The sequence below is a fragment of the Cohnella algarum genome (assembly GCF_016937515.1).
Taxonomy (GTDB): Bacteria; Bacillota; Bacilli; order Paenibacillales; family Paenibacillaceae; genus Cohnella; species Cohnella algarum.
This window is the reverse complement of record NZ_JAFHKM010000002.1, coordinates 3,075,198-3,097,570: the sequence shown is the minus strand read 5'-3', so window position 1 is coordinate 3,097,570 and position 22,373 is coordinate 3,075,198. Positions and strand designations below refer to the sequence as shown.

Sequence of the window (22,373 nt, the reverse complement as noted above, 5' to 3'; positions counted from 1 at the left end):
CGAGACTAAGTAATATTCATATTCGACACCACTTCCTAAGATTCCTGTTAAACTAGTTCTAAATACCCAAATACTACGTTACTTCATCACGAAAGCCATTTTCCCAACTGAACAAAATACAACCCCGCTTCTTTCACCTTATAACCAAAAGTCGCTCCCCACTCCGACGCATAAGCCTGAACCTGCGGCCGGTAGAAATCAAGGAATGACTGTAACTTCTCTTCTGTTGCGCTGTCTGTCTTGAAATCAACAATCACCCAGCCATCCTCTTCCTCGAAGAGGAAATCAATGACTCCACGAACATAGGCATACTGAATTGAACCTGTGCCTTCCGATGTGGCCGCAACCTCTGAGGCTGTACTCCCAACATCGCTAGGTACGCTGAATTCATCGGCATTCTTTCGAAACATCAGCGGCACCTCGAATAAGCGGCGGCGAGCGCGCAGGCTGCGCTGCCAGAGTTCGCTGGCGATTACACTTCGTACAACTCGAGCGGCTTCGCTTATGAAATCCTCAGCCATGCCTTCCTCATCCGCTAAGAAGCGTATCGTATCCTCAATCTCCAACTCCGGTAACCCCTTACCAAGCAGCTCTAGGGTACGGTGAACGACGCTCCCGAATGCCATACCTTTGCCCTCCGCGGACCACTCCGGCCTATCGCCGGCTGCTTTCGTCCGGCCGGTAACGGACAAGACGGCGTAAGTAGGCTCACGAATCGCATTCAGCCTCATCCTTCGAGCTTCCGCGACCTTTTGCAAATCCGGCCCCTCGGTCAACTCCGTCTTCTTCTCTGGCTTCATCGCCGGCACATCAAGTTCGCGTGCGAGATCCATCCCATCTACGAGCGGTGTCCAAGGGCACTTCGCCGGTTGATCGGGATACAAGCTTATAACGAGCATTTGCTTCGGGCGTGTAGCCGCGACATAAAGTAACCGATCTTTCTCTGCATTTGAGAAAGCACGCTCTCGTTCGTTCATCTCACCCCATCCTAAGGGTTGAGCGATCACTTCCGTTTTGAACTCTCCGATTGATTTACTTATCGTAAAGTAACCTGCAGCCGGATCTGCGGAACGATCGATATACTGCGTCGCATCATGATCCGACTCCCCGCAGGGACAGGCCAAGAACACGACGGGTGCTTCAAGTCCCTTGGCTTTATGCAGATTCATAATCCGGACAGCTTGGTTGCCGCCGGCGTACAGGCTCGATGTCTCCATCCCTCGATCCGCGAGCATGTGCTCGATCAATCGGCACAATTCCGACCAGCTTGAACTCGCCGCAGGATCTCCATGCAACAGCTGCAGCATTCTCACCAGCGTCCCCGCGCGAACAGAGCCGGCCGGCAGCGTCGACACGTAGGGCAGAATACCGAGATCATCCACGATTCGGCTGAACGCGGTCGCCGCGCTTAACGTGCGAACCCACCCCTTATATTGCTGAAGCTTTCCCAGCACCGTAACAACTGCCTTGACTTCATCAGAACAAGCCTCCAACGACGGCAAGTCAAATAACGAGAACGATAAACCTTCCTGCTTATAAGCCCACAGCTGCCGATCGCTCAGGCCAAACAACATGCCGCGCATAACCGCGAGCAAAGCCGGTTTATCAGCGGAATCCTCTAAATAACGAGCCAGTTGGTATAAGGCCAGCAGTTCCTCATAGACCGTCGTACTGCCTGAAGTATCAGCCGGAACTCCGAACAAGTCGAGTTGTTCCGCATACAGGTGGATGAACTCCCTCGTTTTCGTCAGAATTAGAAAATCACTCGGAACCGCATTTCGGTTTCCTCCATCACGATCTACAATCTGCAAATTGCCATTATGACATGCCCACGATATATATCTTGCAATCTGCTCGGCATCTGTTTGCGCAACGGCAGCTTTGCCTCCCGGCACTTTGGGATAATTAAGCACGTATATCCCATGTGGCGGTTTACGAGCGCCTTTGGGATCGTCTGCTCGGGTCTCCATCTTCACGAACGCAGCCTGGACCTCCGTTTCCGAAGACGGAAATTTGCCGACAAACTGACCATTTATGTAATCGCCGATGGAATATACAGAACGGAAATTAGCTGTTAGACAACAAACCGCACCGCACTCCTGAATGCGCGCCTTGACCTCGTTATAGATTGAAATATCTGCCCTGCGGAAACGATAGATGGACTGTTTCGGATCCCCGACCACGAACAAGGAACCCGGCCGTGGTGTAAGCCGCCGCCAGTTTTTCTCGAACCCCCCACCCTCAGCGTTCCCTGTGAGCAGAAACACCAGCTCCGCTTGAATCGGATCCGTATCCTGAAATTCATCGACAAGCAGCCTCTGGTATCGTTCGGCGAAATACGCTCTTACTTCACTATTTTCACGTACAAGCCTGGCAGCTTCCATGAGCAAGTCCTGGAAATTCAGTTTTCCCGCGGCATACCGGCGTGTCTTGTAATAATCAAGTACAGGCCGCACGAAGCGGATCAGCTTCGGATACATATATTCTCGCCATTCCTGAAGAAATGGAAAAAGGACGCTCATCTGCCAATCGGGAAAGAGCTTCTTCATCTCGCCGGCATGTTCTTTGGATGTCCATCGATTCAGCGTCACGTCGAGCTTGCGGTCAAACTCCTTTGCGATCTCAAGCATTCGCGTATCATCCGACAAGTCGATGTAGCGCAGCTTCTGACGCGTCTGCCTGACAAGCTTCTGAACCGTATCCCAGCCTTTCTCAGGCTCTACCGTCGGAATATAGGGCGCTGCAGCATCGAGCAAAGGAAGCAGCGTATCCCGAATTCGATCAAAGTTGGGCCGCTCCCGCTCCTCGCATGGCAGTTCAACATCCGCAAACAAAGACACGCGGTCAAATACGTCCCGAAGGGTGTTCACATCCACCCGCAGTGAAACTAACTCTTCGAATTGTAATCGCGCTTCTCCATCCAGCTCAGCCATGTAATCATCCCAACAACTCGCGCGGAATTGCTTATCGCCTTCTTCGTCCATTTCTTCAAAAGAAGGGTCCAGCCCTGCCTCGATGGGACGCTCGCGCAATAACGATCCACAGAACGAATGGATGGTTCCGATGAAGATCAGATCAAGATTCCCCAGCGCCTCGGACAGCCGCTCACGAACGATAGAACCCTCTGATGATCTTCGATAGGCTTTCTCCAGCGCCAGCCGGAAGCGTTCCTTCATCTCGTCTGCCGCTTTGTTAGTGAACGTAATGGCGGCAATTTGGCCGATGTTGACACCGGACTCGATCAATGCAAGAAGTCTGCCTACCAGGCTGGTCGTTTTACCCGATCCCGCCCCTGCCTCCACAAGCAAAGTCGTATCTAAATCCGTTAGGATCCGATCACGGTCAGCTTGGTCTGCAGGTGCAGTAAGGCGGTACGATTCAGTCATGTCCCTCCACCTCCAGCAGCGAACTAAGAATATCAGCATTTGCAGACGATTCACGTTTGCCCGCCATCCGCTCCGCATGAGATCCACATACGGCTTGATAATCACACCACCTGCAGACCATCGAATCCTTAGCCGGAATGTAGACCCCTCGATTCCGCGAATCCAACAGCTTGGCAACAACAGAAGCAAGGTCTTCTCTCCGGTTCTGTAGCCGTGTTACCTTCTCGCCGCGTCCACGTTCGGTTGGAAAATAATATTCCGCCTCCGTCACTTTGGCTTCAGGATCCACCCCTGTTTCGCGGAGCCACTGCTCTACGGCAATGGAATAGATTGCATGCTGCAGCTGTGTTCCGCCGCTGAAATATTCTGCAGCCTTGTACTTGCTAGTGCTGCCCGTTTTATAATCCACAATTCGGTACTCGTGATGTCCTATTCGATCGACCCGGTCGACGAAGCCTTTCAGTTTAAAGTGAATGCCGCCGGGCAGCTGAATCTCCATGGACTCTCCATCCTGCGTCGCGAGCTCTAATTCGAAGAAGCATGGCTGCTCCGTTCTGCCGACTTCATGGAGATAGAAGATTTCCCCATCACGCCGGATTTCTTCACATTCCTTGGCAAACACATGCTGATTAGGGGCAGGGATAAGTAGGGCATTCTCTCGGATCACGGCATCCACAATTTCGCGCAATCGGCCTTTGTCATGCATGGCCGGTTTCGTCCCCTTGTCCGTAACGGCTTCTAAATACCTTCTAAAAACGTCATGCAGCAAGGATCCTCTTTCGCTTGCTTGCAGCCAGCGGGTCCGATCGAATTCCGAGACCTCCTTCGGACGAAGCTTCAAGACATAGTAGAAATAGTATTGCAGCCCGCAGCTCGCATACTTTTCTAGCTGACTTACACTTATGGTATCGCTGCGTTGAACGTCATCTAAGCCATGAAAACTTGGAGAACCGTCGATCTCCAGCCAACCGTCATAGGCTGATATCCTCTCACCTAATCGGAAAGTTAGAGCTTGATAACCCGCGCCTAGAGCAGGGTACGTTTCCATCATAACCTGCCATCCATCCTTGGATTTGCCGTTTGGTTCCCGGAGCAGTCGAGCCCACGCATCGATTCCGTCAAACGGAGCAGCTAACTCTGCTGCATGCATGATATCCATAACCCCGTAAGGTTCACCCAGTGAATGCTCCAATGCTCCATAATCTAATAACAAATCTCCAGACTGCAGCCGCAGCACTTGAAGCATTTCAAAAGCAGGGCTGTTGCTCTTCTGCTCCCCTATATCATAAGAAGGATAGCTTAACCATATCTCGCCCCGAATTTGCGACAGTCGGGATTCACGTTCGCTTCTGGCATTCTTCGCACGTTCCTTGGCTGACTCCAAGTGCTTAGACAGCGTGAAACGTTCTTGGTCCAAGAGAAAAGGGTCTTGTGCTGCAGATATACTCCAAGTTCTCTCATCCATACCCAAGATCCAAGTCCGCTCTCTCCCGCTCCACCCGCCGTTTTCTAAAGAGCTGATGTGAATCGCACCCGGTTTCGGCGTTGCGGTGGCGCGAATACGAATCCCCGCTAACATCTCTTTCACGTACTGGACAGCCAAATCCATCGGCATGGGTTCAGATGGACTTGCTGAGTAACGCTTCGTCATCTCCTTCAACGATACTCCTACGTTTGCATCATCTAGTGACCCTGCCGGCACATGCTTCTGAACGAAATCCGTCACCCACTCTAACAAGATAAGTGGACTCCATTCATGGCCTTCGGGCAGCCGATCAAACCAATCCTTCACGTAAGTCAATAAAGCATTTCCTTGCTCCCGCTCCTCCTCACTCAGTCGTTCTGGACGAAGAATAGCAAGATACCGTTCCCTTCCCCAACCAATACCGGACCTCTCCAGTAAGCGAACCCAATCGGTGCGAGACCAGCGCTTATCTGAGAACGAAATATAGCCATGTCGCAGCATTTCCGTAAGCCTCTTTACCGGGAAGCCTTCTGCAATCCACTCAAGTATGCCTGCAGCCGCTTTCCCAGCATCACAAAATGCAAGCGGCAGCCCGTTCGAGAGCGTATATTCGATGCCCAGCGCTTCGGCATGCGAGTGAATAATGGGTGCATAATGCTCATAATCGGACAAAATGATTTCCATTCGATCAAGAGCCGCATGGTCCGAAAGTATTCTTCGAAAACCCTCTCTGACCTCCGCTAAACTTCCTGTCGCCCGGAACATCGTAAATCTATTGGTTGAGAAGTCTTCGTTTATATAAAATGGAGCATCCGAATTCAGGAAACAAAGACGATCCCCCGTCAGTCTGTGGATCATGTTCCGTTCCACCAACGTCCACCCTGTTGGAGCAAACGCCAGATAGACGGATTCGTCCCCTCCTGGTTTCAAGTAGTCAACCAGTCCGGCAACATCTGTCCTTCCATTTTCCCTCAGATACGTCTCATAGGATGCTAACAATCGTTTCAAATATTCGCCTTTATGCAAATTTGTGAAACATTCCGCCTTCACTTCATCCGAACGGAGACCGGCCAACCGCATATCGGATATAACACGATTCACTTGATTCACGATACCGGGCTTCAACATGGACTCGCTTATATAGCTCATCGGATTCTCTATGGCCAACTGCTTCATCAACTGACGGACAACCCAAATGGCCTGCCCCTCATCAAGCAGACTGATTTTTCTACGAAACAGCTCTGACCTTGTATTCGCGGTCACGATTCCACGAAGAGTCTGCACTTCTACGTTAACAATAGCTCCATAACGCTTGCATATCTGCTCGAGCAGTTGGTGTCCTTGTGCATAGGATATGGCCAGCAACACTTTCGGAGACAATGGAGCCTCGTTGATTTTCTGATACAACCGATCGACCAGATCCATGTTAAAGCCCCCTTACGAATAATCCAATATACCTAAATTCTCCAAAACACACCCTCTTCCCTTCCACTAACCGGAAATGAATGCGGGTCTCAACTTTATTTTAAAACCTCGTAAAGACAGCAGGATGTCAGCGAATATACGTTCTAGAAAACAAAATACCTCGCTTCATAGCGAAGCGAGGCGAGGCTCTCTTTGGGTTACTTTTATTGATACATCATGATCCACTGCGACAACTGCTCTTTTAACGATTCCCGGACGGTTCTGGGTTCTAGAATTTCCGCCGACGAACCATACTGCAGGATCCATCTTAAAAACTCTTTTTCATTATTGACGGTGACTTCGAAAATAAGGCTTCCGTCCTTCTGATCCTTCATGCGCGGTTGTACGAACAGTTCTTCTTCCTTAATGTAACGGGCAACTTCTGCATGGAAACGAACTTTGAAAGTGACGTTCTTTTCCCCACGGTCAATGGACCACGTGTTCTTCAAGTATTTTTTGATATTAAAATCGCCTCTGTCGAACTGCCGCCCGGTAAGCTCCACCTGCTGGAAACGGCTGATCCGAAAAGTTCGAATATCCTGCTTTAAATGACAATAACCGATCAAATAAAACCGTTGATCGCGCGGGACGAGATAATACGGATCGACTTTGCGCTGCGTCGTTTCATTGCGGTATTGAGTATGGTAGACGACGTCGATTGTTTTATGCTCCAAGATGGCTTGAATGATTGGCTGCAGAAAATTGGGATTTTCTTTACGGTACGCAGGTGTACCCATCTGAATGACTCCGACAATATCCTCAATTAGATTATTTTGACGCGATTTCTCCTTTCGATGAGTTCCCATTACCTTATCATATGCTGTATCGAAACCAGGTGGCAGCTTGTCCTTGTCCAGCATGGAAGGGAGCAAAGAAAACACAAGAGCTTCCTGTTCGGTAAAGTTAAGCGGATATAGGAAGAACTTACCCATAAACCGATATCCGGTTCCCCTGCCCTCTCTGGAAACCGGAGCAATCAGTTCGAGAATTTCCATATCTCTGTAAATCGTCCGGATGTTCACATCACACTTGAAAGCAAGATCTTTGGCCGAGATTCCAGGGTTTGCCTGAATGGCGTTAATGATATTAAAAATGCGAATGACTTTGTCAATCATGGCGATCCCCTCTATTTCCCATAATAGGTAACATCCATTTTTGATTATCGTATCATGGATAGAGGAATCTATGAAGAGAAACAGACGGAATTGCCTGAATGCTTGGATTTTTACTCTAACTCAATTTGTTTCAGAAATCGCCTGTTTCCACAGTGCTTTGGCAGTTGATAGGGCTGTCCATCGTTTCAGATGATCTACACCCCACCCAATAAGTATCCAAGGCAAGAAAGAGCAGAACTTAAATTACCCAATACTTGGAAAATAAATTGGTCCTCTAAAAAAACCTCACTCCAATCACAATTCTTGCCTAGCTTAGTTCAAAGAGTCGTTTAATTAATCGCAGAAATATCTTTTCCTCAATGGCTTTTCCCCATAATCCATCACAAAATCGTTCCTGCCGAACATAGTAGGTTAATAGAGCAATAACCACCCTACTATCGGCGTCATTTATGGCGTTATCTAATTCTTTCGCCGTACATATTCCATATGATTTTATCGTTTGAAAATAATCACGGTTGAGAAGGTCACATTCATAGACCGTATTAATAAAAGCTACCACTCGCTCGTCGTATATAGGGTATGGCAAGGTAATAATACCGTCGGAACTTCGATCACCACCGCCCCAACGAACAATCTCATCAGCCGAAGCGGTTTCTAAAAAGGGGATGAACTCGAAGAGTCGGTCATATTTAGTCATGAATAGCTCCTTTCAGAGAAAACTCGATTTTGACAAACTCATCCAAATAGTTCTTTAGTCTAAATTCCCGAATAGACACAGAATTCCTTCCATCGGCAAACACTTCCTTAGGATATAATTTGGCGTATCACTATCATGAGATCCCGATAAGTTTCCTCGGGATGCTCAGGATTGTAAGCCAAGACCCTTACTTGGGCCCCTACTATAAGCCGGTTCCTCCATCTCCGGAGGAAATACGCCTCAAGCACCGGATTGACGAGTTGTACACGGAGCACGCGTTCATGGGCTACAGGATGCGAGAGATGGGGATCATGGCTGCGCAAGCTCTGCATCGATCATCCGGATCACGTGTGGTCGGTTGACATCACGTACATACGCATGAAACACGGCTGGATGTATCTGTATGCCGTTATGGACTGGTATTCCCGGTACATCGTGGACTGGCAACTCGATCAGGGCAGTCATTTTACCAGCCCGCAGTATATCGATCTGCTGAAGGAAAACGAGGTTCGGATCAGCATGGACGGCAAGGGCCGCAACGAGTACAACAGTCCGCGGGAAGTACGACGCGGCGTGGAGCGATATATCGGCTTGCAGAATGACTATTTGCCGCATCAGTCGCTGTAAAATCATACGCCGGCAGAGGTGTATAACCGAGCGTCCTTCTCAAATCCACAAGTGGATAACCATGACTCCAGCGCCTTCGCTTGGGCGGTGTCCTCCACACGTGGACATCGCCGATCGGGCGATCACATCACGAAAATTATTTCAGAACGACTTGGCCACGGGAATATTCAAGTAACAATGAACACCTATGAATTCGCCCTCCGTTCAGCTGATAAAGCCGCTGCTGATAAGTTCGAGTCCATTTTGTCTGCTAAGCAATAATAAGATGAACCATACTCCTCTCCCGAGTCATTAACTATTAGGATTATGGTATAATAAAGAGAAAATCCCCAAAAGCGAGGTGCTATCCTATGCAATGGCAAGAGGTTCGTAATATTTACCCCGATCAATATGTGCTTCTCGAAATCCTAAATTCTCATACAAAGGATAGCATGCAATACGTTGACGAAGTGGCTCTGATCAAAGCAATTCAAGATCCAGATGAAGCAACCAAGGAACTGTTAAAATGCAGAGATAACAACATTGTCTACCATACGGGTCAAGAGAAAATAGCTATAGAGCTTAGAAGAAATCCTCTATACAGGGGTCGATAAGATGCAGATAGAATTAATCGATAACTTACTTCAAGCTTCCATGACACTTTGCTACAAAGACCATTCACTAACAATAGATAACTTAGTGATTGATACTGGAGCGGCACACTCCCTTCTTTCATCTGATATCGTATCAGATGTTGGCATCAAATTTGAAAACGGAGACAGATTGGTGCGAAGCTTCGGAATTGGTGGCGATGAGTATTCGTTCCGAAAGCAGGTTAATCAAATCCAGATCGGCGATTTAATCCTACGTGATATCTCGTTAGACTTTGGCGTCTTCCATGACGATATAAGCAGCATTAACGGACTGATAGGTTTGGATATTCTGAGAAGCGGCAATATGATCATCGACCTCCATCGGATGCACATGTATCCGGCAAACATCAAACAGCATTAAAATGGGGACGCGAATTTACCTCGCGTCCCCATTTCGTCCCCTATTATCCCATACACCTGCTAAAAACCTTTATAAATCAAGGAACTAACCGTCTCGATATGTGTTGTGCTGGGAATAGGAACATGGATCACTCCCCTCATTTAATGAAGTCTTTTTTTGATTCTGGCTCTTCATCTTGGCTTGGACACTGCTCTTAAAGCCTGTTTTGTTGTTACTGCCAACGCATAATGCCCGCCAGTTGACGGTGTAAGTTGTCCTGCTGGTGATGGTCAATCTGTCCCCTGATGTTTAAGGAAAAGGGAGAATCACGATAATTCTCCCTGGATGACACGCTTGACCATATGATCGTCAATGATCCGATGTTTGTTCTGTGAGCCGTAGATGAGTGCATGTGTACATACTTTGTTGATCAGCCTTGCGGCGCCGCTCGAGAATCGGTAGATGTCGTCGATCGCGCTGTCGGTAAAGATGTCATGCTCCGCGCCAGCGAACGTCATGTGACGCCTAATGTAATCGCCGGTCTGGGCACGATCATAGTGCGGCAGCTTGCACTGCAGGTCGATCCGCTGGCGGATCGCCGCATACGCTTGCATATTCAGGCGATCCCACAGCTCGCTTTGACCGACCAGGATGAGCGCCATAGGGCTCTGTGCATCCATCTTGAAATTGAGCAGGAAACGCACTTCCTCCAGCATTTCGCGATCCAGCAGATGGGCCTCGTCGACGACGACAACCGGCTGCAATCGATGAATACCGCGCATAAGCTCAATCTCGCGGTGCAGCTGGCGCTTGGCATCGCCGCGGTAGAACTTCGATTCGCAGCCGAGTTGTTCGAGCAACCCCTTGTAAAAATGCCGCGGCGTCAGCTTAGAGTCCGATAGGTAGAGCACCTTGTACTTTGCCGGATCCAGCACTTCGGTGAACCGCCGAATCGTCGTCGTCTTCCCCGTGCCGCAATCGCCGGTAACAACCGCAAACCACTGCCGCTGGGCAGCGTACTCCAGACGCCCGAGCGTTTCCTCGAGCGTGACCGATTCGTACAACTCGCTGGTCGAGATGTCCCGGGAGAATGGTGAGCGGGTAAGGCCGTAGAAGGACTCAAACATGACCGTCCTCCTTGGTCATCCGGCGATAAGCCACGGCCGGCGCCTGCTCCGCTTTGCGACTCCTGCTGCGATCCTCCGCTGCCGCGAGCAGCCTTGACGCATCTGCCGGCAGCGGACCGATATGCTCCGGAAGCTGCGGCCGCTTGCCTGCGCGTTCGCCGATGATGAGTTCCCGCACGCGCCAAGGTATATGGCCTTCGTACTCGATCGTAAGCTCGGTGATGTCCGCAGGGTCGAACACCACATCCACCGTGCAGCCGATGAACGGCAGGCCGACCTCGTACTTCCGGTCCATGAAGCTGATGCAGCCGGATTTGTCGACCTTGCGTGTCTCGCAGTGCAGGAATGCATTCGCGAGCTCGTCCGGATCCACGAACCGAAGCGCTTGCTTGTCGCTACGGTACGCCGTTTCCGGACTACGCTTGTTCTCCAGCGCCGAATGCGGCTTGTTCTGATAGCACTCCGACAGCCATACGGCAAACAGTTCGTTGAGCCGCTCGAGCGTTTTCGGTTTCTCAAGCGCGGACTCGCTCAGGAACGCATCCACCACGCGATTAAACCGTTCGACCTTGCCGGTCGCCTCCGGCGAGTAGGGCCTCGCGAATAGCAGCCGGATCCCGAGCTTGGAGCATGCCCTCGTCATCCATTTGGTCCGGTACTGCTTGCCGTTGTCGAAATAGACCGCCTCGGGAGCGCCGAACTTCTGAATGGCTTGGCGGAAGCAGTGCTCCACGATGGTCTTGTCCATGACCGGGTAGAATTCGCCATGAAGCACAAACCGCGTCGCGTCGTCGATAAACGTCACCAGAAATACCTGCTTCATGGTACCTCCGGGGCCGATGGGCAAGTACGGGCCATACTTGATATCCGAGTGCCACAAGCGATTACGATGGCGCTTTTGGAACCGCCGTGCGGCGACGCCCGATTCGGCGTACATGCGCATATGGCGCGTGCTGTAACCGCGCTCTGCTAATCTTTCCTGCAGCGTGCTGCGCTTGATCTGCCCGGGTTTTATACGGCCTTCCCATTCCAGGATCTGAATGAGCTGGGCAACGCTTCGGCCGGGCACCTCCCGGCGCAGCAAAATGGCCTGCTCCACAATTTCTGGTGGAATGATCTCCTCTGACGGCTGGCGTCCCTTGCCTCGTGGCTTCAGGCCGCCGAAGCCGTCTTGGCGATACTTGGCCAGATACCGGCGCAGCGTCCGCTCGGAGAGTCCAGTTTGCTCACATATCTGTCGCTTGATCTGGCTGGCTTTGGCGGTGTCCAGCCCTTCCGCCAGCAGCGGCGACAGGAGCTGCATGCGTTCCGACGCGACGGCCTCTGCTTTCTTCTGATCTTTCATCTGTTCTGCACCTCGCTTGGTAGACTTCCAGATGAGTCTACCGCAGCATCTTGCCGGACAAGAATGCAGAACGGGTATGTAACCACAAATTTGAATTTGCGACCGGGCGGACAATTCGCGCCAGCCAGCCGGGGGCGTCCCCGACGTAGTGTCCGAAAGGGTGATGTGCAGTCTGCGTAGAGACGGACGGCTTCTTCGCAGGGTCCTGATGAAAGCGAATGGCGATAGATCTTAGAGCTCCGAGCAGGTATGTGGTCTGTTCGCGAAACCAGTTCTTCCAGCGAAGCAAAGTCGCGTCATCTGCCGCTACCGTAGATGGAGCCGCATGTTCCGATACGACTTGTTCCACGCATGCCGATTCGTACCGTTTGTACGGCACCACACAATCCGGGAGCTCATGGTGGATCTTCCGGCATTGTGTACAACGCAGCCGGCGAATGACGAGCAAGCGGCGATCTCCGTCCTCGCTGGTGAGCTTCCGCTTCCGACTGCCAATGACACTAAGCGCTTCTCCACAGCAGGGAGAGGGAACCAATTCTGCACATCGAACAAAAAACGCCGGGTGACTTCTCATCCAGCTCATACTTTGATACAATGACCATGTTGTTTGGGGGATGCATCCCGTGAGCCTGTTCCCGCAGGCCCACATACATGGGAGGCATCCTTTTCCTTTTCTGTGATACGGTCATTATATTCAGCAACTCTCGGACAGGCAATCCCGCCAGCAATTGGACGTTATCTTTCGGCGGCAACATTTTGTATATAAACGTTAGTTTGTACGGATTAGTGCTGCCATCATCACAATTTTCTCCAACCAGGATTTTATCGACAACACTTTCAAGTACGCTTCGATCAAACGTAGGCAGAACCGTATTCGACCGAAGCACTTGGCGAAAATGGGTTATCCTTTTCTCAACATCGACTTCATCTTGTGCAGCTTCCTCTAATTTCGCTCTTTCGTCAAGCAGTTCGTTCAAGAGCGATTCAAGTTCTGCATACTTACGCTCATATGTTGGACGATCTATCTTGTCATCCAGATGCAAGTCGATCAAATTGCAACGCTTATTCTCAAGAGCCTGAATTTCGTTGATAATTTTAGTCAACTGTTTTTGGCTGTTCTGCTCGATCAGGACAGATTCCGCTCTTACTAAAAGCTCGTCCAACACATCTTTATGGTTGTCACAAACTAAATTGTACGTCTCAATAAAAGCACCTTCAACAATCTTTTCTTCAATCCCTTTGCTATGAGGACAATATTTCTTTCCCTTCTTCGTGTTGGTTGAACATTGCCATATCGTCTTTTCATGCGTTGTCCCGCTATTCCAGCTCCGCCGCGAAAAATGACCGCCGCAGAAAGCACATTCCAGCATGCTGCTGAAAGCAAACTTTCTGCTGTATTTTTCCCGTTTCCCGCCTGCTTCCAGCTTGCTGCGAATTTCCCCACGGCGATGAAGTATGTCTTGAGCCTTTCCAAAAACTTCCTCGGTGACAATCGGCTCGTGATGATTTTTTATATAATACTGATCTTCTTCTCCACGGTTATCAAGTCTTCGTTTAGTAATAGGGTCGAGCGTAAAGGTCTTTCCTTGAAGAACGTCGCCCTTATACTTCTCATTCTTAATGATACCTAAAACGCTTGTATCACACCATTCGATATTTCCGCGCTTTGTTTTGCGTTCCAGTTCAGTCAATTCTTTCGCAATCATATACGCGCCAATGCCCGAAATATAACGATCAAAAATGTAACGTACAATTTCAGCCTCATCTTCGTTAATCGTTATCCGCTTCGTAACAGGGTCGTAGTCATATCCAAGACAGCTTTGAAAGCCTACCAGTTCGCCGCGGCTCATCTTCATCTTTAGTCCTCTTTTGACGTTCGATGAGATATTTTCAACTTCTTGCTGCGCGACAGAACTCAAAATGGTGAGTAACAATTCACCGTCCATTGTAAGGGTATTGATATTTTCTTTTTCAAAAAAAACGGCAACATTTTTTTCTTTAAGCATCCGAACATACCTTAACGTATCTACTGTATTTCTTGCGAATCTCGATATGGATTTGGTTATGACCATATCAATCTTTCCATTTAAACAATCGGAAATTAACCGTTGAAAGTCATCGCGCTTTTTTACCTGTGTTCCCGTAATGGCTTCATCCGCATAGATGTCCACCAACACCCAATCACTGCGTTGATTAATCATTTCCGTATAATATGAGACTTGCGATTTATAGCTGCTTAACTGTTCTTCGGTGTCTGTACTCACTCTGGCATACGGAGCAACGCGAAGAAATTCCGATTTTCCTCCAGTGCGATCTGACAGTTTTCGGTTTGCCTTAATGACTTCAACTGCAATAGACATGACGAGTTCCTCCTTTGATTCGCATTTATGACGCTTACAGCGTAATAAATTTTCGTTTGATTAACAAAGGTACGAATCAAGAGGTAAGGTCAGATTGGATGTCATAGTCTCTCATGGTTTTGTTTTTTAATACATGAAACTCATGCTCGTTTATCAGCGACAAAGCTAACAATTGTCTCAGCATCGCGATTTGCATGCTATATCGGATTACCTTATGCTGCATAAACTAACCTCCCATACGGTTCACCTACGTTTCATGAAACAGCGAAAAGCAGAGATGTGCTACAGCATCATGCACATCTCTGCACTCCGCCTCTGTTTTGGTTTCTCGCTTAAATATCCAATCCGATGAACGGTGGTATCGCCGCTCTCATAGGCTTCTCACCTCTCCCAGGATCACTGGAAGCCGCCCCCATTGCGATGAGCTGTGGCTGGACGGAAGTATCATTATCCCTCCGCATGTGTCATCGCCATAAATGGAACCACCATTTACAATTGCAAGGAGAAATCGCTCGCTCTCCGCCATCATCTCCACCAGCGTATACTGGAAAGAGAACAGGCAAAGTGGTCATGGCGCACCTGCAAATTGGCTTACCTATATATAGGTGTGCGGGGAATGTACCGGATTAGAACGTATGAAATTTTCAAGGTTCAAGGAGGGCAACGAAACTTTTCCCTCTACTATTCATTTCATTTTTCATGCAAAATCGGACTCTCTGACAATAAATTATTTGTTGGAACAAGGCAGTAAGGATTGAAGTCGGGGAGCATCGTCAGTTTTACGAAGGATGGTTGTTGCTTTCGACATTAAGGGGAGAGGAGTTCAATATCGATGGGAAATGGATGGATTACGGCGAAAGGTAAATTGCGTGAATGAAATAGTCGTGTTATGATTAGGATAGAAAAAGGAGCCGGACGGCCATCCGACTCCCTGCACAACATTTGGGTGGGAAACCTCCAAAGAAGTTAGAGAAAATAACCCGTTCCCTTGGCGCTAACCTGGGCGGGTTATTTTCGTTTTTTCAGATATGTGAGCAGAGCCAGCACAAACATGCCTAGCATGATCACTTCTGTCAACGAAAATTGCATAAGCATCACCTCCACTCTGAAGGCGATACTTCCCCACCCAAGTCTGTTGTACTTGAACATTATACCAAAAGTGTGCGAGAGATTACTAGGATCGAGCCGATTTCTTATGAACTTGCGATGCTGCATCCATGCTGGAAATCTACCTCATAATATGAGAACAGCCAAATCTTACTTGCTTATCTGCATAGAACAGATTGCGGTTTACTACCTGTCCCCGACTTGAGGAGGCGTATTTTGCCATATTTGCACGGTTTAACACCTCGAGGTCGGTGTTTCGTGAATATTTGCAACTCGACGCTTTACTCCGCTGGCTGAGACCTATGCTACTCAGACGTGATGACCTCCCGCTGTGAATTTGCGTTCCGCTTTCGGATACGCATTCCTCCAATCTAACGAAGGAACCCAGCGGGTGGCTCCTGCCGAGGATAAATATAGGAATAGCGACAAACTTTAATTCCTATTCACAATTATTTTAAGCAAAAATAGCGTACAGATATATTTTGCAATATCTGTACGCTATACTTCGTAGATCCTTACACATATATGATACAAGCCAATCAACGTACCATCTCTATTATGTTGTCATCAGCCACTTTAATTGACGGTAGATTCGGAACCGCCAATGACGGTGGCTTTTTGCTTTCCTCACCGCCGTTTCGGAGACAATTATATTTCGCCTTTGTTTGTCGGCGTAAAAAAACTGCTCCGAAGAGCAGTTAGAACAGCGGTCGGACGCGGTACTTGGCATGTCGGTGGAGCCAGAACTTCGAATTTCCAAACTTCACGTACCAGTCCGTATCGAGCTCAAGGTTGGATGGCAAGAAGTGCTTTCCTACTTGAATCATCACGGCATCACCACAACGTAGCGAGCAAAGCAACTCTTCTCCATCGTACACGTTCCAACGCTCGGTATCTCCATGAAATCGTATCTCATTCATATTTGTCATCCCTCACTGTTCCTTAAATTCAGCTAGGATCCTCGTCACATGGACGGTATCAATCATTTTGTCTTTTCGCAGCACTGCATCCAGAAGCGCAGCGGTGCAGACGTTATTTATCTCTCGGCATATCCCCGAGCATGCGCGTATATGGCGTCCATCGCTTCTGTCGTAAACACCGGCCCTGTACTTCCGGCAACCTCCAATTGGTGGGAGATGTAATCGCGGCACTCCTCGAGCGACAAGCCTTCCAAATGAAAACGCACGTTCATCCGCTGTGTAATCGGCTTGAAGATTCTCAGTTGCAACGTGGCCTGTAGTTCCGGCTGTCCAATGAGCAGCAGGGCAAGCGGCGAAATCGAGTCCATACGAAAATTCGTCAAAAAGCGTATTTCTTGCAGCATGTCTCCTGAAAGCAGGTGCGCTTCATCCACGACAATAACGGCGACCTTCTGCTGGTTCTCGTACAAATCCCATACGAGGTGCTGGAATTGCCGTTTGGCTTCGCTGCGCAGAAACTTGGGCGGCAAGCCGAAGTGGTGGAGGAGTTCACGGTAAAAGTCCCTTGGTTTCAGATTCGCATCCGACAGATAGATAAACCGGTACTTGTTCGGATCCAGTTGGTCTTTCAAGTAGCGAACGGCTGTCGACTTGCCGCAGCCAATTTCACCGGTGACGCAGCCAATCGAGCGAGTCATCACCATATACTGCATCCGTGCTACACATTCTTCGAATCGCTTGGAGCGGTGCAGATGCCGTGTTTCAATCTCCCGGGTGAACGGAACGCGCTCCCACCCGAAGAAACCACGAATCATGAGCGTTTCACCTCTTTCATCGCTCGCGAAAGCGCAGCGCCTTGCGCTTCGCGGGTCTGCCGTTTCTGTTCTTCCACCAATAATTCCACATAGTTGAGGCCCGTCTTCGGCGGTTGCATGACGGCCTTCGGTTCATCCTGCTTCGGCCGGTTTTTCGGATCGCGGAGCTTCATTGGCTTCGCGTCTTCATAGCGCTGGCCGTCCTTCCACACCTGGATGACGGACAGGTCGTGCGGATCGAATCGCACCTGAATCTTCGAGCCGGCAAGCTCTGTCTGGACCTCGAATATCGTGCCCAGCAGCGAGATGCATCCCGTTTTGTCCACTTTGCGGGATTCCTCCAGCAAGAATACTTCTATGAGTTCATGCGGCGGCAACATGCGAATCGGGTGGTCGTCTTTTTGGTATCGGTCGACTGGGCGCTGCTTAAAGCTGTTGTGGACTTTCTGGTGGTAAGCAATCTCAAGCCACGCCGAGAAGAATCGATTCAAATCGTTAAGCGTCTGGATCTTCCCTTGTTCAATCAGGTCGTATGCCTCCGGCACAAAGCTCTGGTCGACAAATCGGAAGAACTTTTCTTGCTTCCCGCGTCCCATAGGACGTCCGGGGCGAGTATGCTTAAGCTCTGCCCCCAGTCGCCCGCAAATCCGCTCAAAATGGTGTGAAGAATAGATGGCGCCGTTATCGACATAGATCATTTCCGGCACTCCGTTCTTTAAAATCGCCTTCTTCAGGCAATCCTCCAGCCGGGCCACACGTTCCTCGAAATAGAACTGGCCATGCACAACGAAGCGAGAGTAATCGTCAATGAAAATAACCAGATAGGCCATGACCTTCTTGCCGGGCTTGTCCGGATGCGGAAGGTAAAGGGTATGCTGCACATCGCCTTGCCACATGCTATTTCGGTGCGTGGCTTCAAACCGGCGAAAGTGGCTCCACCCCGTATTCAGTAACGCTTTGCGCGTGGCGCCGCGGCGGCGAAGCTGCTTGCTAAGCGTGCTTTCTTTCAGGGTGCCGGGGGCCACGAATGCCGCCAGTTCCAGAATCGCAATAATCTGCCTGACGCTTCGGCCGGGTTGCTCCTGCTTTAAGGCAATCGCTTTGGCAAGCACATCCTCGGGGATTTCCCTGGTCGTGAGTTTGTCTGCTCGGACGGAGGGCAACAGCGCCTCCCATCCGCCTTCGCGATACGCTTTTAAATATCGCTCAAGCGTTCGTAGACTAATTCTCCTTCGCTGTCCCGACGACGTTTCATACTCATGGCTTACAATTTCGCGCATCAACGCCATCTGTTCTCCGGGATCCAATTTGCGGCTAACCAGTGATGCAATTAAGCCATAACGGAAGTTGGCTTCTTGCTGCCTTGCTTGCTCATCCATGCTAAATCTCCTCTCCCTGTGGTCTATGAGAGTATCGCATAGACGCTAGAAGCCAGGGAGGGCGCATATTTTGTGGGATCAGGAGGGCAACTTGCCGTCCAGGCGATTTTTAAAGCAATTTTGGAGGCGATTTTCGTTTGCCTTGCTCCTTGGCGGTGGATGCTGAAGGGATTTATAAGCGTGATGCTACAGGTAACCTCGCATTTAGAAACGTCCAATAGCCCCGTCTGGATGCGCCAGCGGGGATGAATCGGGGTAACAGTTTGTCCAGCCAATCCAATGTATCCATTGGCGTTGGGTTCATCATGGTGGGGTAAAGGTGGAGCATATCCGTGTCGTCCCCCTGGGCTACGAGTTTCCCAGCAACCCATAGTGCTGCATCCGCTGCGCGGCGCAGATGTCTTGCCCACCAGCGTTTCAACGTACGGCGGCTATAACGCACGGCAGGAGTTGTTGTGCTTTCTGTCGTCTGCCGCCAAGAGAATCCCTTGTGCTTGCGCTTTAATGCCGCTTCTCGCACCCAAGTCGCATACCGGGCCCATGGAATCAGGAACTCCGGCAGGAGGGAGATTGTTATTCTACAGGTAGGACAATATCGACGGTAGATCGGGATCTGGATGACCTCATGCTTCGTCACAATTCCTCGCCAATAACGACCGTGTTTATGGAGAAGCCGACCGCAGTTTTCACAGCAGAGCTGGACGTCAGGAGATTGATTTCCGAATGTGCGTAAATAAGCCTTGCAAGAAAGGCCGAAATAAAGTATTTTTGACATGATGAAGTGAATGCTCCCGGGGATCCTCGCCAAAGGTTCGGGAGCATTTTCCTTTTTAATCGACAATAGCCTAATCCACCGTCATTGTACAGAAGGGATTAGGCTATTGTCGGCTGTTTATTCGGTTTGGCTCCGCCACACCGAATGGCGAATTCATGCCTTTTTCCCGCCATAAAGTCAGGCGGCGAACAAATAACCGACCCATGCTGCATCCCGCCCATTCAAGAGTGTGAGGTTCTTGACGTCATTATATCGGGAGGGATGATTGGATCATATGGAACATCAAAAGAAAGTCAAGGGTAAAATCGAGAACTATTGGTTCGGGATAAACAACCGAATTTCCGTCCCGGGATTTAAGCCGATGACTGCAAGGGTCGCGCGGTCTCCCATGAGCAGCTGCAGCCGCTCCTTTATACTTTTAAGTCCGATATTTTCCTGTACGTTTGCTAGCCATTGTCCGTTATTCAGGAGCATGTGGATTTGACTTAACCTTTCCGGGGTAATGCCGGGTCCGTTGTCCGATACGGTTAACCGGACGCCATTTTCATCCGAGCATCCTCTTACGACAATCGCGACCGGCTCGTTCATCTTTTCGAGCACGTGCTTAATGACGTTTTCCACCAGTGGCTGAATCGATAATTTCGGCACTCTCGTTTCCAGGCAAGACGGATCGACTTCGATCGATGCGGACAGCCGATGACCGAATCGGGCCTTTTGCAAATAAACGTAATGCTCTACATGTTCCAGCTCTCTCCCTAACGTAACCATATCCCCTTCCTTGATCGCATACCGTAGGGTTTTGGCAAGCGAGTTGACGACCTTCTCGATTTCTTCAGCTTGCAGCATCATCGCCTGCGTCGAGATCACCTGCAGCGCGTTATATAGGAAATGCGGGTTGATTTGCGCTTCGAGCGCTTTCATCCGTGCATTTTTCTCGTTTAACTTGGCCTTGTACTCTTCCATGATCAATTCGTCGATCCGTTTCACCATCGAGTTGAACTTCTTAGACAGGTATGAAATTTCGTCATTGCCTTGAATCTCTACATACGTATCGAAGTTACCCTCTCCGACTTTTTCCATTTGCTTTGCCAATACTCCGATTTTTCTTGTAATCAAGCTGGATAAGTACATCACGATGGGAATAAAGAAAAGGATTAAGAATACTCCGACTAAAAGTACGAGATTTCTCGCTTCGTCCGCGCGGTTGTTCAGTTGCTTGATCGAGATCAACTTCACGAAACGCCAACTTCCTTCATCCGATACCGCCTCGACAGCTAAATACGAGTCGAGACCGTCCGACCATATAAGCTCCTTGTCGCCGTCCTTCGCCAACCGACCCAGAATGTCGGCGGCGTGCCTGGACAAAAACGGTTCGTTCGCGTAGTAACGCCGCCCGTCGCGATCAAAGATGCCGATCATCTCGCCTTCATCGGAAACGAGGTCTTGAAGCATTTCCTCTCGCTTCTTGTCATTCAGCGTAATGGACACGAGTCCGAGCGGTTTTCGGCTTGAGAAATGGATCAGCGCGCGGTGGAAAGTAAAGAATTGGCCATCCGCTGCGGGCGGTTCGATACTTCGGTAATTGGGAGCGGACGCAGCAGTCAAATACCACGGCTCCGATTCTCGGGCTCCTACGTAACTGCCGTTCGTCAAATTCACCCGGGGACCGTTTTTGGAAATAGCAAAAACCTCTTTCGTTGCCGGAATATAAAAAGATATCGAATCGTATTCCTTTCGCGAGGAGAAATACAGATTCCGAAGCTGACCCTCGATCGCCGTACGGCTGGACAGATCCTTGCCTTCTCCGATCAAGAGCGAAGTCATGAAGTTTTCGTCTCTCCGGAACGTCAACGAAACGGCGTCGACCTGGGAAACATAGTCATCCAAGCTCTTTCCCAAGTGGGTCAAATCTTTTTTGCTGTTCGCGATATAGGTTGTTTTCATCCATGTCGTCGTCCGCTCGTAGAAAATTTGGGTAAGAATGGCAACGACGAGAAGAATGACGGCGGAAACAAAAAGCATAATTTTATAGGACAACTTCCTGGTAATTCGGGCAATGACCCCGCTTGTCCATAGTCCGTTCATTTGTGCGTCACGTCCCTCCGACGATCGCATTACCCGCGCTGTGCATTCTCCCAAGCCTGGTCGAGCTGCTTCAGGTAATGATCCGTATTTCCGGTGAAGAGATACTGCTGAACAATAGTTTCCAAATCCATCGAACTCGGGAAGAAGTGATCGGCATAGTCCACCATGCGGCCATTCCTAAAGTCGGGCATTACGCCCGATAAGTCGGGATTGGATACGTCAATATTCCGGAATGCCGGGAATACCCCTTGGTCGGCTATGTATCGACGAATGATGGATTCTTCCGTCAAATATGCGATGAACCGGTCTGCTTCCTCCGGATGGGAAGTAGTGGAGGAAATCGTCAAGACCGTGTCGACGCCGGATACGAGATGATTTCTCGATGGGTCATCCGAAGACGGAAACGGAAACACGCCAAGCTCTAGTGAGGAATTGTACTTCTTGATCTCGGGAATGGCCCATATGCCTTGCACATACATCGCCGATTGTTCTTGGGCGAATGCCTCGTTGCCTTGGCGATATGTCTTCTCGTTACGATCAGGATTTGCGTAGCTAAGCAGTTGAAACTGCTTCTCGGCAATTTCGCCATACTCCTTAACGAATGTCGTCAAGCTTGATCGCCGTCTCTGCAGGAAGCTTCCGCTCTGCAAGTTGGAAGCCAGTCCGTTAAACGGCACCAACGTTGTCCATGGTTCTTTTAAAAGTCCGGTGATAAAGTCCGCGTAAGCAGGCTT

Annotated in this window: 16 protein-coding genes and 1 pseudogene; 3 read left to right on the top strand and 14 right to left on the bottom strand. The window is 49.6% G+C overall.

The genetic code is table 11. The features are described from left to right. Nucleotides 1-86: 86 nt before the first annotated feature. The 4 genes from JW799_RS13985 to JW799_RS13970 form a co-directional block, all read right to left on the bottom strand. Nucleotides 87-3,386, bottom strand: a complete 3,300-nt coding sequence (locus tag JW799_RS13985) for a UvrD-helicase domain-containing protein (RefSeq protein ID WP_205430349.1) — start codon at nucleotides 3,384-3,386, stop codon at nucleotides 87-89. Then, nucleotides 3,379-6,276, bottom strand: coding sequence for a PD-(D/E)XK nuclease family protein (locus JW799_RS13980; protein WP_205430347.1), 2,898 nt, complete (start codon nucleotides 6,274-6,276; stop codon nucleotides 3,379-3,381). The genes JW799_RS13985 and JW799_RS13980 overlap by 8 nt, the downstream gene beginning before the upstream one ends. A 203-nt stretch (nucleotides 6,277-6,479) precedes the next feature. Further along, a complete protein-coding gene (locus tag JW799_RS13975; RefSeq protein ID WP_205430345.1) occupies nucleotides 6,480-7,430 on the bottom strand; it encodes a helix-turn-helix transcriptional regulator in 951 nt (316 codons plus the stop codon). Nucleotides 7,431-7,737: 307 nt separating this feature from the next. Continuing rightward, the gene (locus JW799_RS13970; protein ID WP_205430342.1) at nucleotides 7,738-8,127 is read right to left on the bottom strand and encodes a DUF6508 domain-containing protein; all 390 of its coding nucleotides are present in this window, start codon (nucleotides 8,125-8,127) and stop codon (nucleotides 7,738-7,740) included. Nucleotides 8,128-8,327: 200 nt separating this feature from the next. On the opposite strand from JW799_RS13970, the pseudogene JW799_RS13965 reads away from it, so the two are divergent. The 3 genes and pseudogenes from JW799_RS13965 to JW799_RS13955 all read left to right on the top strand — a co-directional run. Beyond that, a pseudogene (locus tag JW799_RS13965) lies at nucleotides 8,328-8,754 on the top strand (transposase); the annotation flags it as partial. A 350-nt stretch (nucleotides 8,755-9,104) separates the two neighbouring features. Further along, nucleotides 9,105-9,347: a hypothetical protein gene (locus tag JW799_RS13960; RefSeq protein ID WP_080834992.1), complete on the top strand. Its 243-nt coding sequence runs from the start codon at nucleotides 9,105-9,107 to the stop codon at nucleotides 9,345-9,347. Nucleotide 9,348: 1 nt separating this feature from the next. Then, on the top strand, nucleotides 9,349-9,747 hold the full coding sequence (locus JW799_RS13955; RefSeq protein ID WP_080834995.1) for a retropepsin-like aspartic protease: 399 nt from the start codon (nucleotides 9,349-9,351) through the stop codon (nucleotides 9,745-9,747). A 305-nt stretch (nucleotides 9,748-10,052) separates the two neighbouring features. Here the strand turns inward: JW799_RS13955 and JW799_RS13950 are convergent, their stop codons facing one another. The 10 genes from JW799_RS13950 to JW799_RS13915 all read right to left on the bottom strand — a co-directional run bounded on the left by JW799_RS13950 (nucleotide 10,053) and on the right by JW799_RS13915 (nucleotide 22,250). Further along, a complete protein-coding gene (locus JW799_RS13950; protein WP_080832321.1) occupies nucleotides 10,053-10,853 on the bottom strand; it encodes an ExeA family protein in 801 nt (266 codons plus the stop codon). Further along, complete coding sequence (locus JW799_RS13945; protein WP_080832320.1) at nucleotides 10,846-12,198, bottom strand: DDE-type integrase/transposase/recombinase; 1,353 nt, start codon at nucleotides 12,196-12,198, stop codon at nucleotides 10,846-10,848. The genes JW799_RS13950 and JW799_RS13945 overlap by 8 nt, the downstream gene beginning before the upstream one ends. 37 nt (nucleotides 12,199-12,235) lie before the next feature. Continuing rightward, the gene (locus JW799_RS28670) at nucleotides 12,236-12,772 is read right to left on the bottom strand and encodes a DUF6431 domain-containing protein (protein WP_080832319.1); all 537 of its coding nucleotides are present in this window, start codon (nucleotides 12,770-12,772) and stop codon (nucleotides 12,236-12,238) included. Next, complete coding sequence (locus JW799_RS13940; protein ID WP_240353276.1) at nucleotides 12,699-14,558, bottom strand: recombinase family protein; 1,860 nt, start codon at nucleotides 14,556-14,558, stop codon at nucleotides 12,699-12,701. Before JW799_RS13940 ends, JW799_RS28670 begins: the two co-directional genes overlap by 74 nt. A gap of 1,805 nt (nucleotides 14,559-16,363) precedes the next feature. Next, entirely contained in the window at nucleotides 16,364-16,585 is a 222-nt protein-coding gene (locus JW799_RS30125; RefSeq protein WP_176220599.1) for a DUF5348 domain-containing protein, read from the bottom strand. A 116-nt stretch (nucleotides 16,586-16,701) separates the two neighbouring features. After that, nucleotides 16,702-17,400 (bottom strand): ExeA family protein, encoded by a 699-nt coding sequence (locus tag JW799_RS13930; RefSeq protein WP_205428197.1) that lies wholly within the window; start codon nucleotides 17,398-17,400, stop codon nucleotides 16,702-16,704. Continuing rightward, nucleotides 17,397-18,779 carry a DDE-type integrase/transposase/recombinase gene (locus tag JW799_RS13925; protein ID WP_205430340.1) on the bottom strand — a complete coding sequence of 461 codons (1,383 nt, stop codon included), beginning with the start codon at nucleotides 18,777-18,779 and terminating at the stop codon, nucleotides 17,397-17,399. The genes JW799_RS13930 and JW799_RS13925 overlap by 4 nt, the downstream gene beginning before the upstream one ends. A gap of 172 nt (nucleotides 18,780-18,951) precedes the next feature. After that, complete coding sequence (locus tag JW799_RS30120) at nucleotides 18,952-19,554, bottom strand: DUF6431 domain-containing protein (RefSeq protein WP_420830679.1); 603 nt, start codon at nucleotides 19,552-19,554, stop codon at nucleotides 18,952-18,954. A gap of 312 nt (nucleotides 19,555-19,866) precedes the next feature. After that, the gene (locus JW799_RS13920; RefSeq protein WP_205430338.1) at nucleotides 19,867-21,639 is read right to left on the bottom strand and encodes a sensor histidine kinase; all 1,773 of its coding nucleotides are present in this window, start codon (nucleotides 21,637-21,639) and stop codon (nucleotides 19,867-19,869) included. A gap of 29 nt (nucleotides 21,640-21,668) precedes the next feature. Then, a complete protein-coding gene (locus tag JW799_RS13915) occupies nucleotides 21,669-22,250 on the bottom strand; it encodes an ABC transporter substrate-binding protein (RefSeq protein ID WP_205430336.1) in 582 nt (193 codons plus the stop codon). Nucleotides 22,251-22,373 lie beyond the last annotated feature (123 nt).

Bases quoted from the DNA above. Each gene is read 5' to 3' on its own strand.
- JW799_RS13940 (WP_240353276.1), bottom strand. From the start codon at position 14,558: ATGTCTATTGCAGTTGAAGTCATTAAGGCAAACCGAAAACTGTCAGAT.
- JW799_RS13970 (WP_205430342.1), bottom strand. From the start codon at position 8,127: ATGACTAAATATGACCGACTCTTCGAGTTCATCCCCTTTTTAGAAACC.
- JW799_RS13930 (WP_205428197.1), bottom strand. From the start codon at position 17,400: ATGATTCGTGGTTTCTTCGGGTGGGAGCGCGTTCCGTTCACCCGGGAG.
- JW799_RS30125 (WP_176220599.1), bottom strand. From the start codon at position 16,585: ATGAATGAGATACGATTTCATGGAGATACCGAGCGTTGGAACGTGTAC.
- JW799_RS13980 (WP_205430347.1), bottom strand. From the start codon at position 6,276: ATGGATCTGGTCGATCGGTTGTATCAGAAAATCAACGAGGCTCCATTG.
- JW799_RS13955 (WP_080834995.1), top strand. From the start codon at position 9,349: ATGCAGATAGAATTAATCGATAACTTACTTCAAGCTTCCATGACACTT.
- JW799_RS13945 (WP_080832320.1), bottom strand. From the start codon at position 12,198: ATGAAAGATCAGAAGAAAGCAGAGGCCGTCGCGTCGGAACGCATGCAG.
- JW799_RS28670 (WP_080832319.1), bottom strand. From the start codon at position 12,772: ATGAGAAGTCACCCGGCGTTTTTTGTTCGATGTGCAGAATTGGTTCCC.
- JW799_RS13950 (WP_080832321.1), bottom strand. From the start codon at position 10,853: ATGTTTGAGTCCTTCTACGGCCTTACCCGCTCACCATTCTCCCGGGAC.
- JW799_RS30120 (WP_420830679.1), bottom strand. From the start codon at position 19,554: ATGTCAAAAATACTTTATTTCGGCCTTTCTTGCAAGGCTTATTTACGC.
- JW799_RS13960 (WP_080834992.1), top strand. From the start codon at position 9,105: ATGCAATGGCAAGAGGTTCGTAATATTTACCCCGATCAATATGTGCTT.
- JW799_RS13985 (WP_205430349.1), bottom strand. From the start codon at position 3,386: ATGACTGAATCGTACCGCCTTACTGCACCTGCAGACCAAGCTGACCGT.
- JW799_RS13920 (WP_205430338.1), bottom strand. From the start codon at position 21,639: ATGAACGGACTATGGACAAGCGGGGTCATTGCCCGAATTACCAGGAAG.
- JW799_RS13975 (WP_205430345.1), bottom strand. From the start codon at position 7,430: ATGATTGACAAAGTCATTCGCATTTTTAATATCATTAACGCCATTCAG.
- JW799_RS13925 (WP_205430340.1), bottom strand. From the start codon at position 18,779: ATGGATGAGCAAGCAAGGCAGCAAGAAGCCAACTTCCGTTATGGCTTA.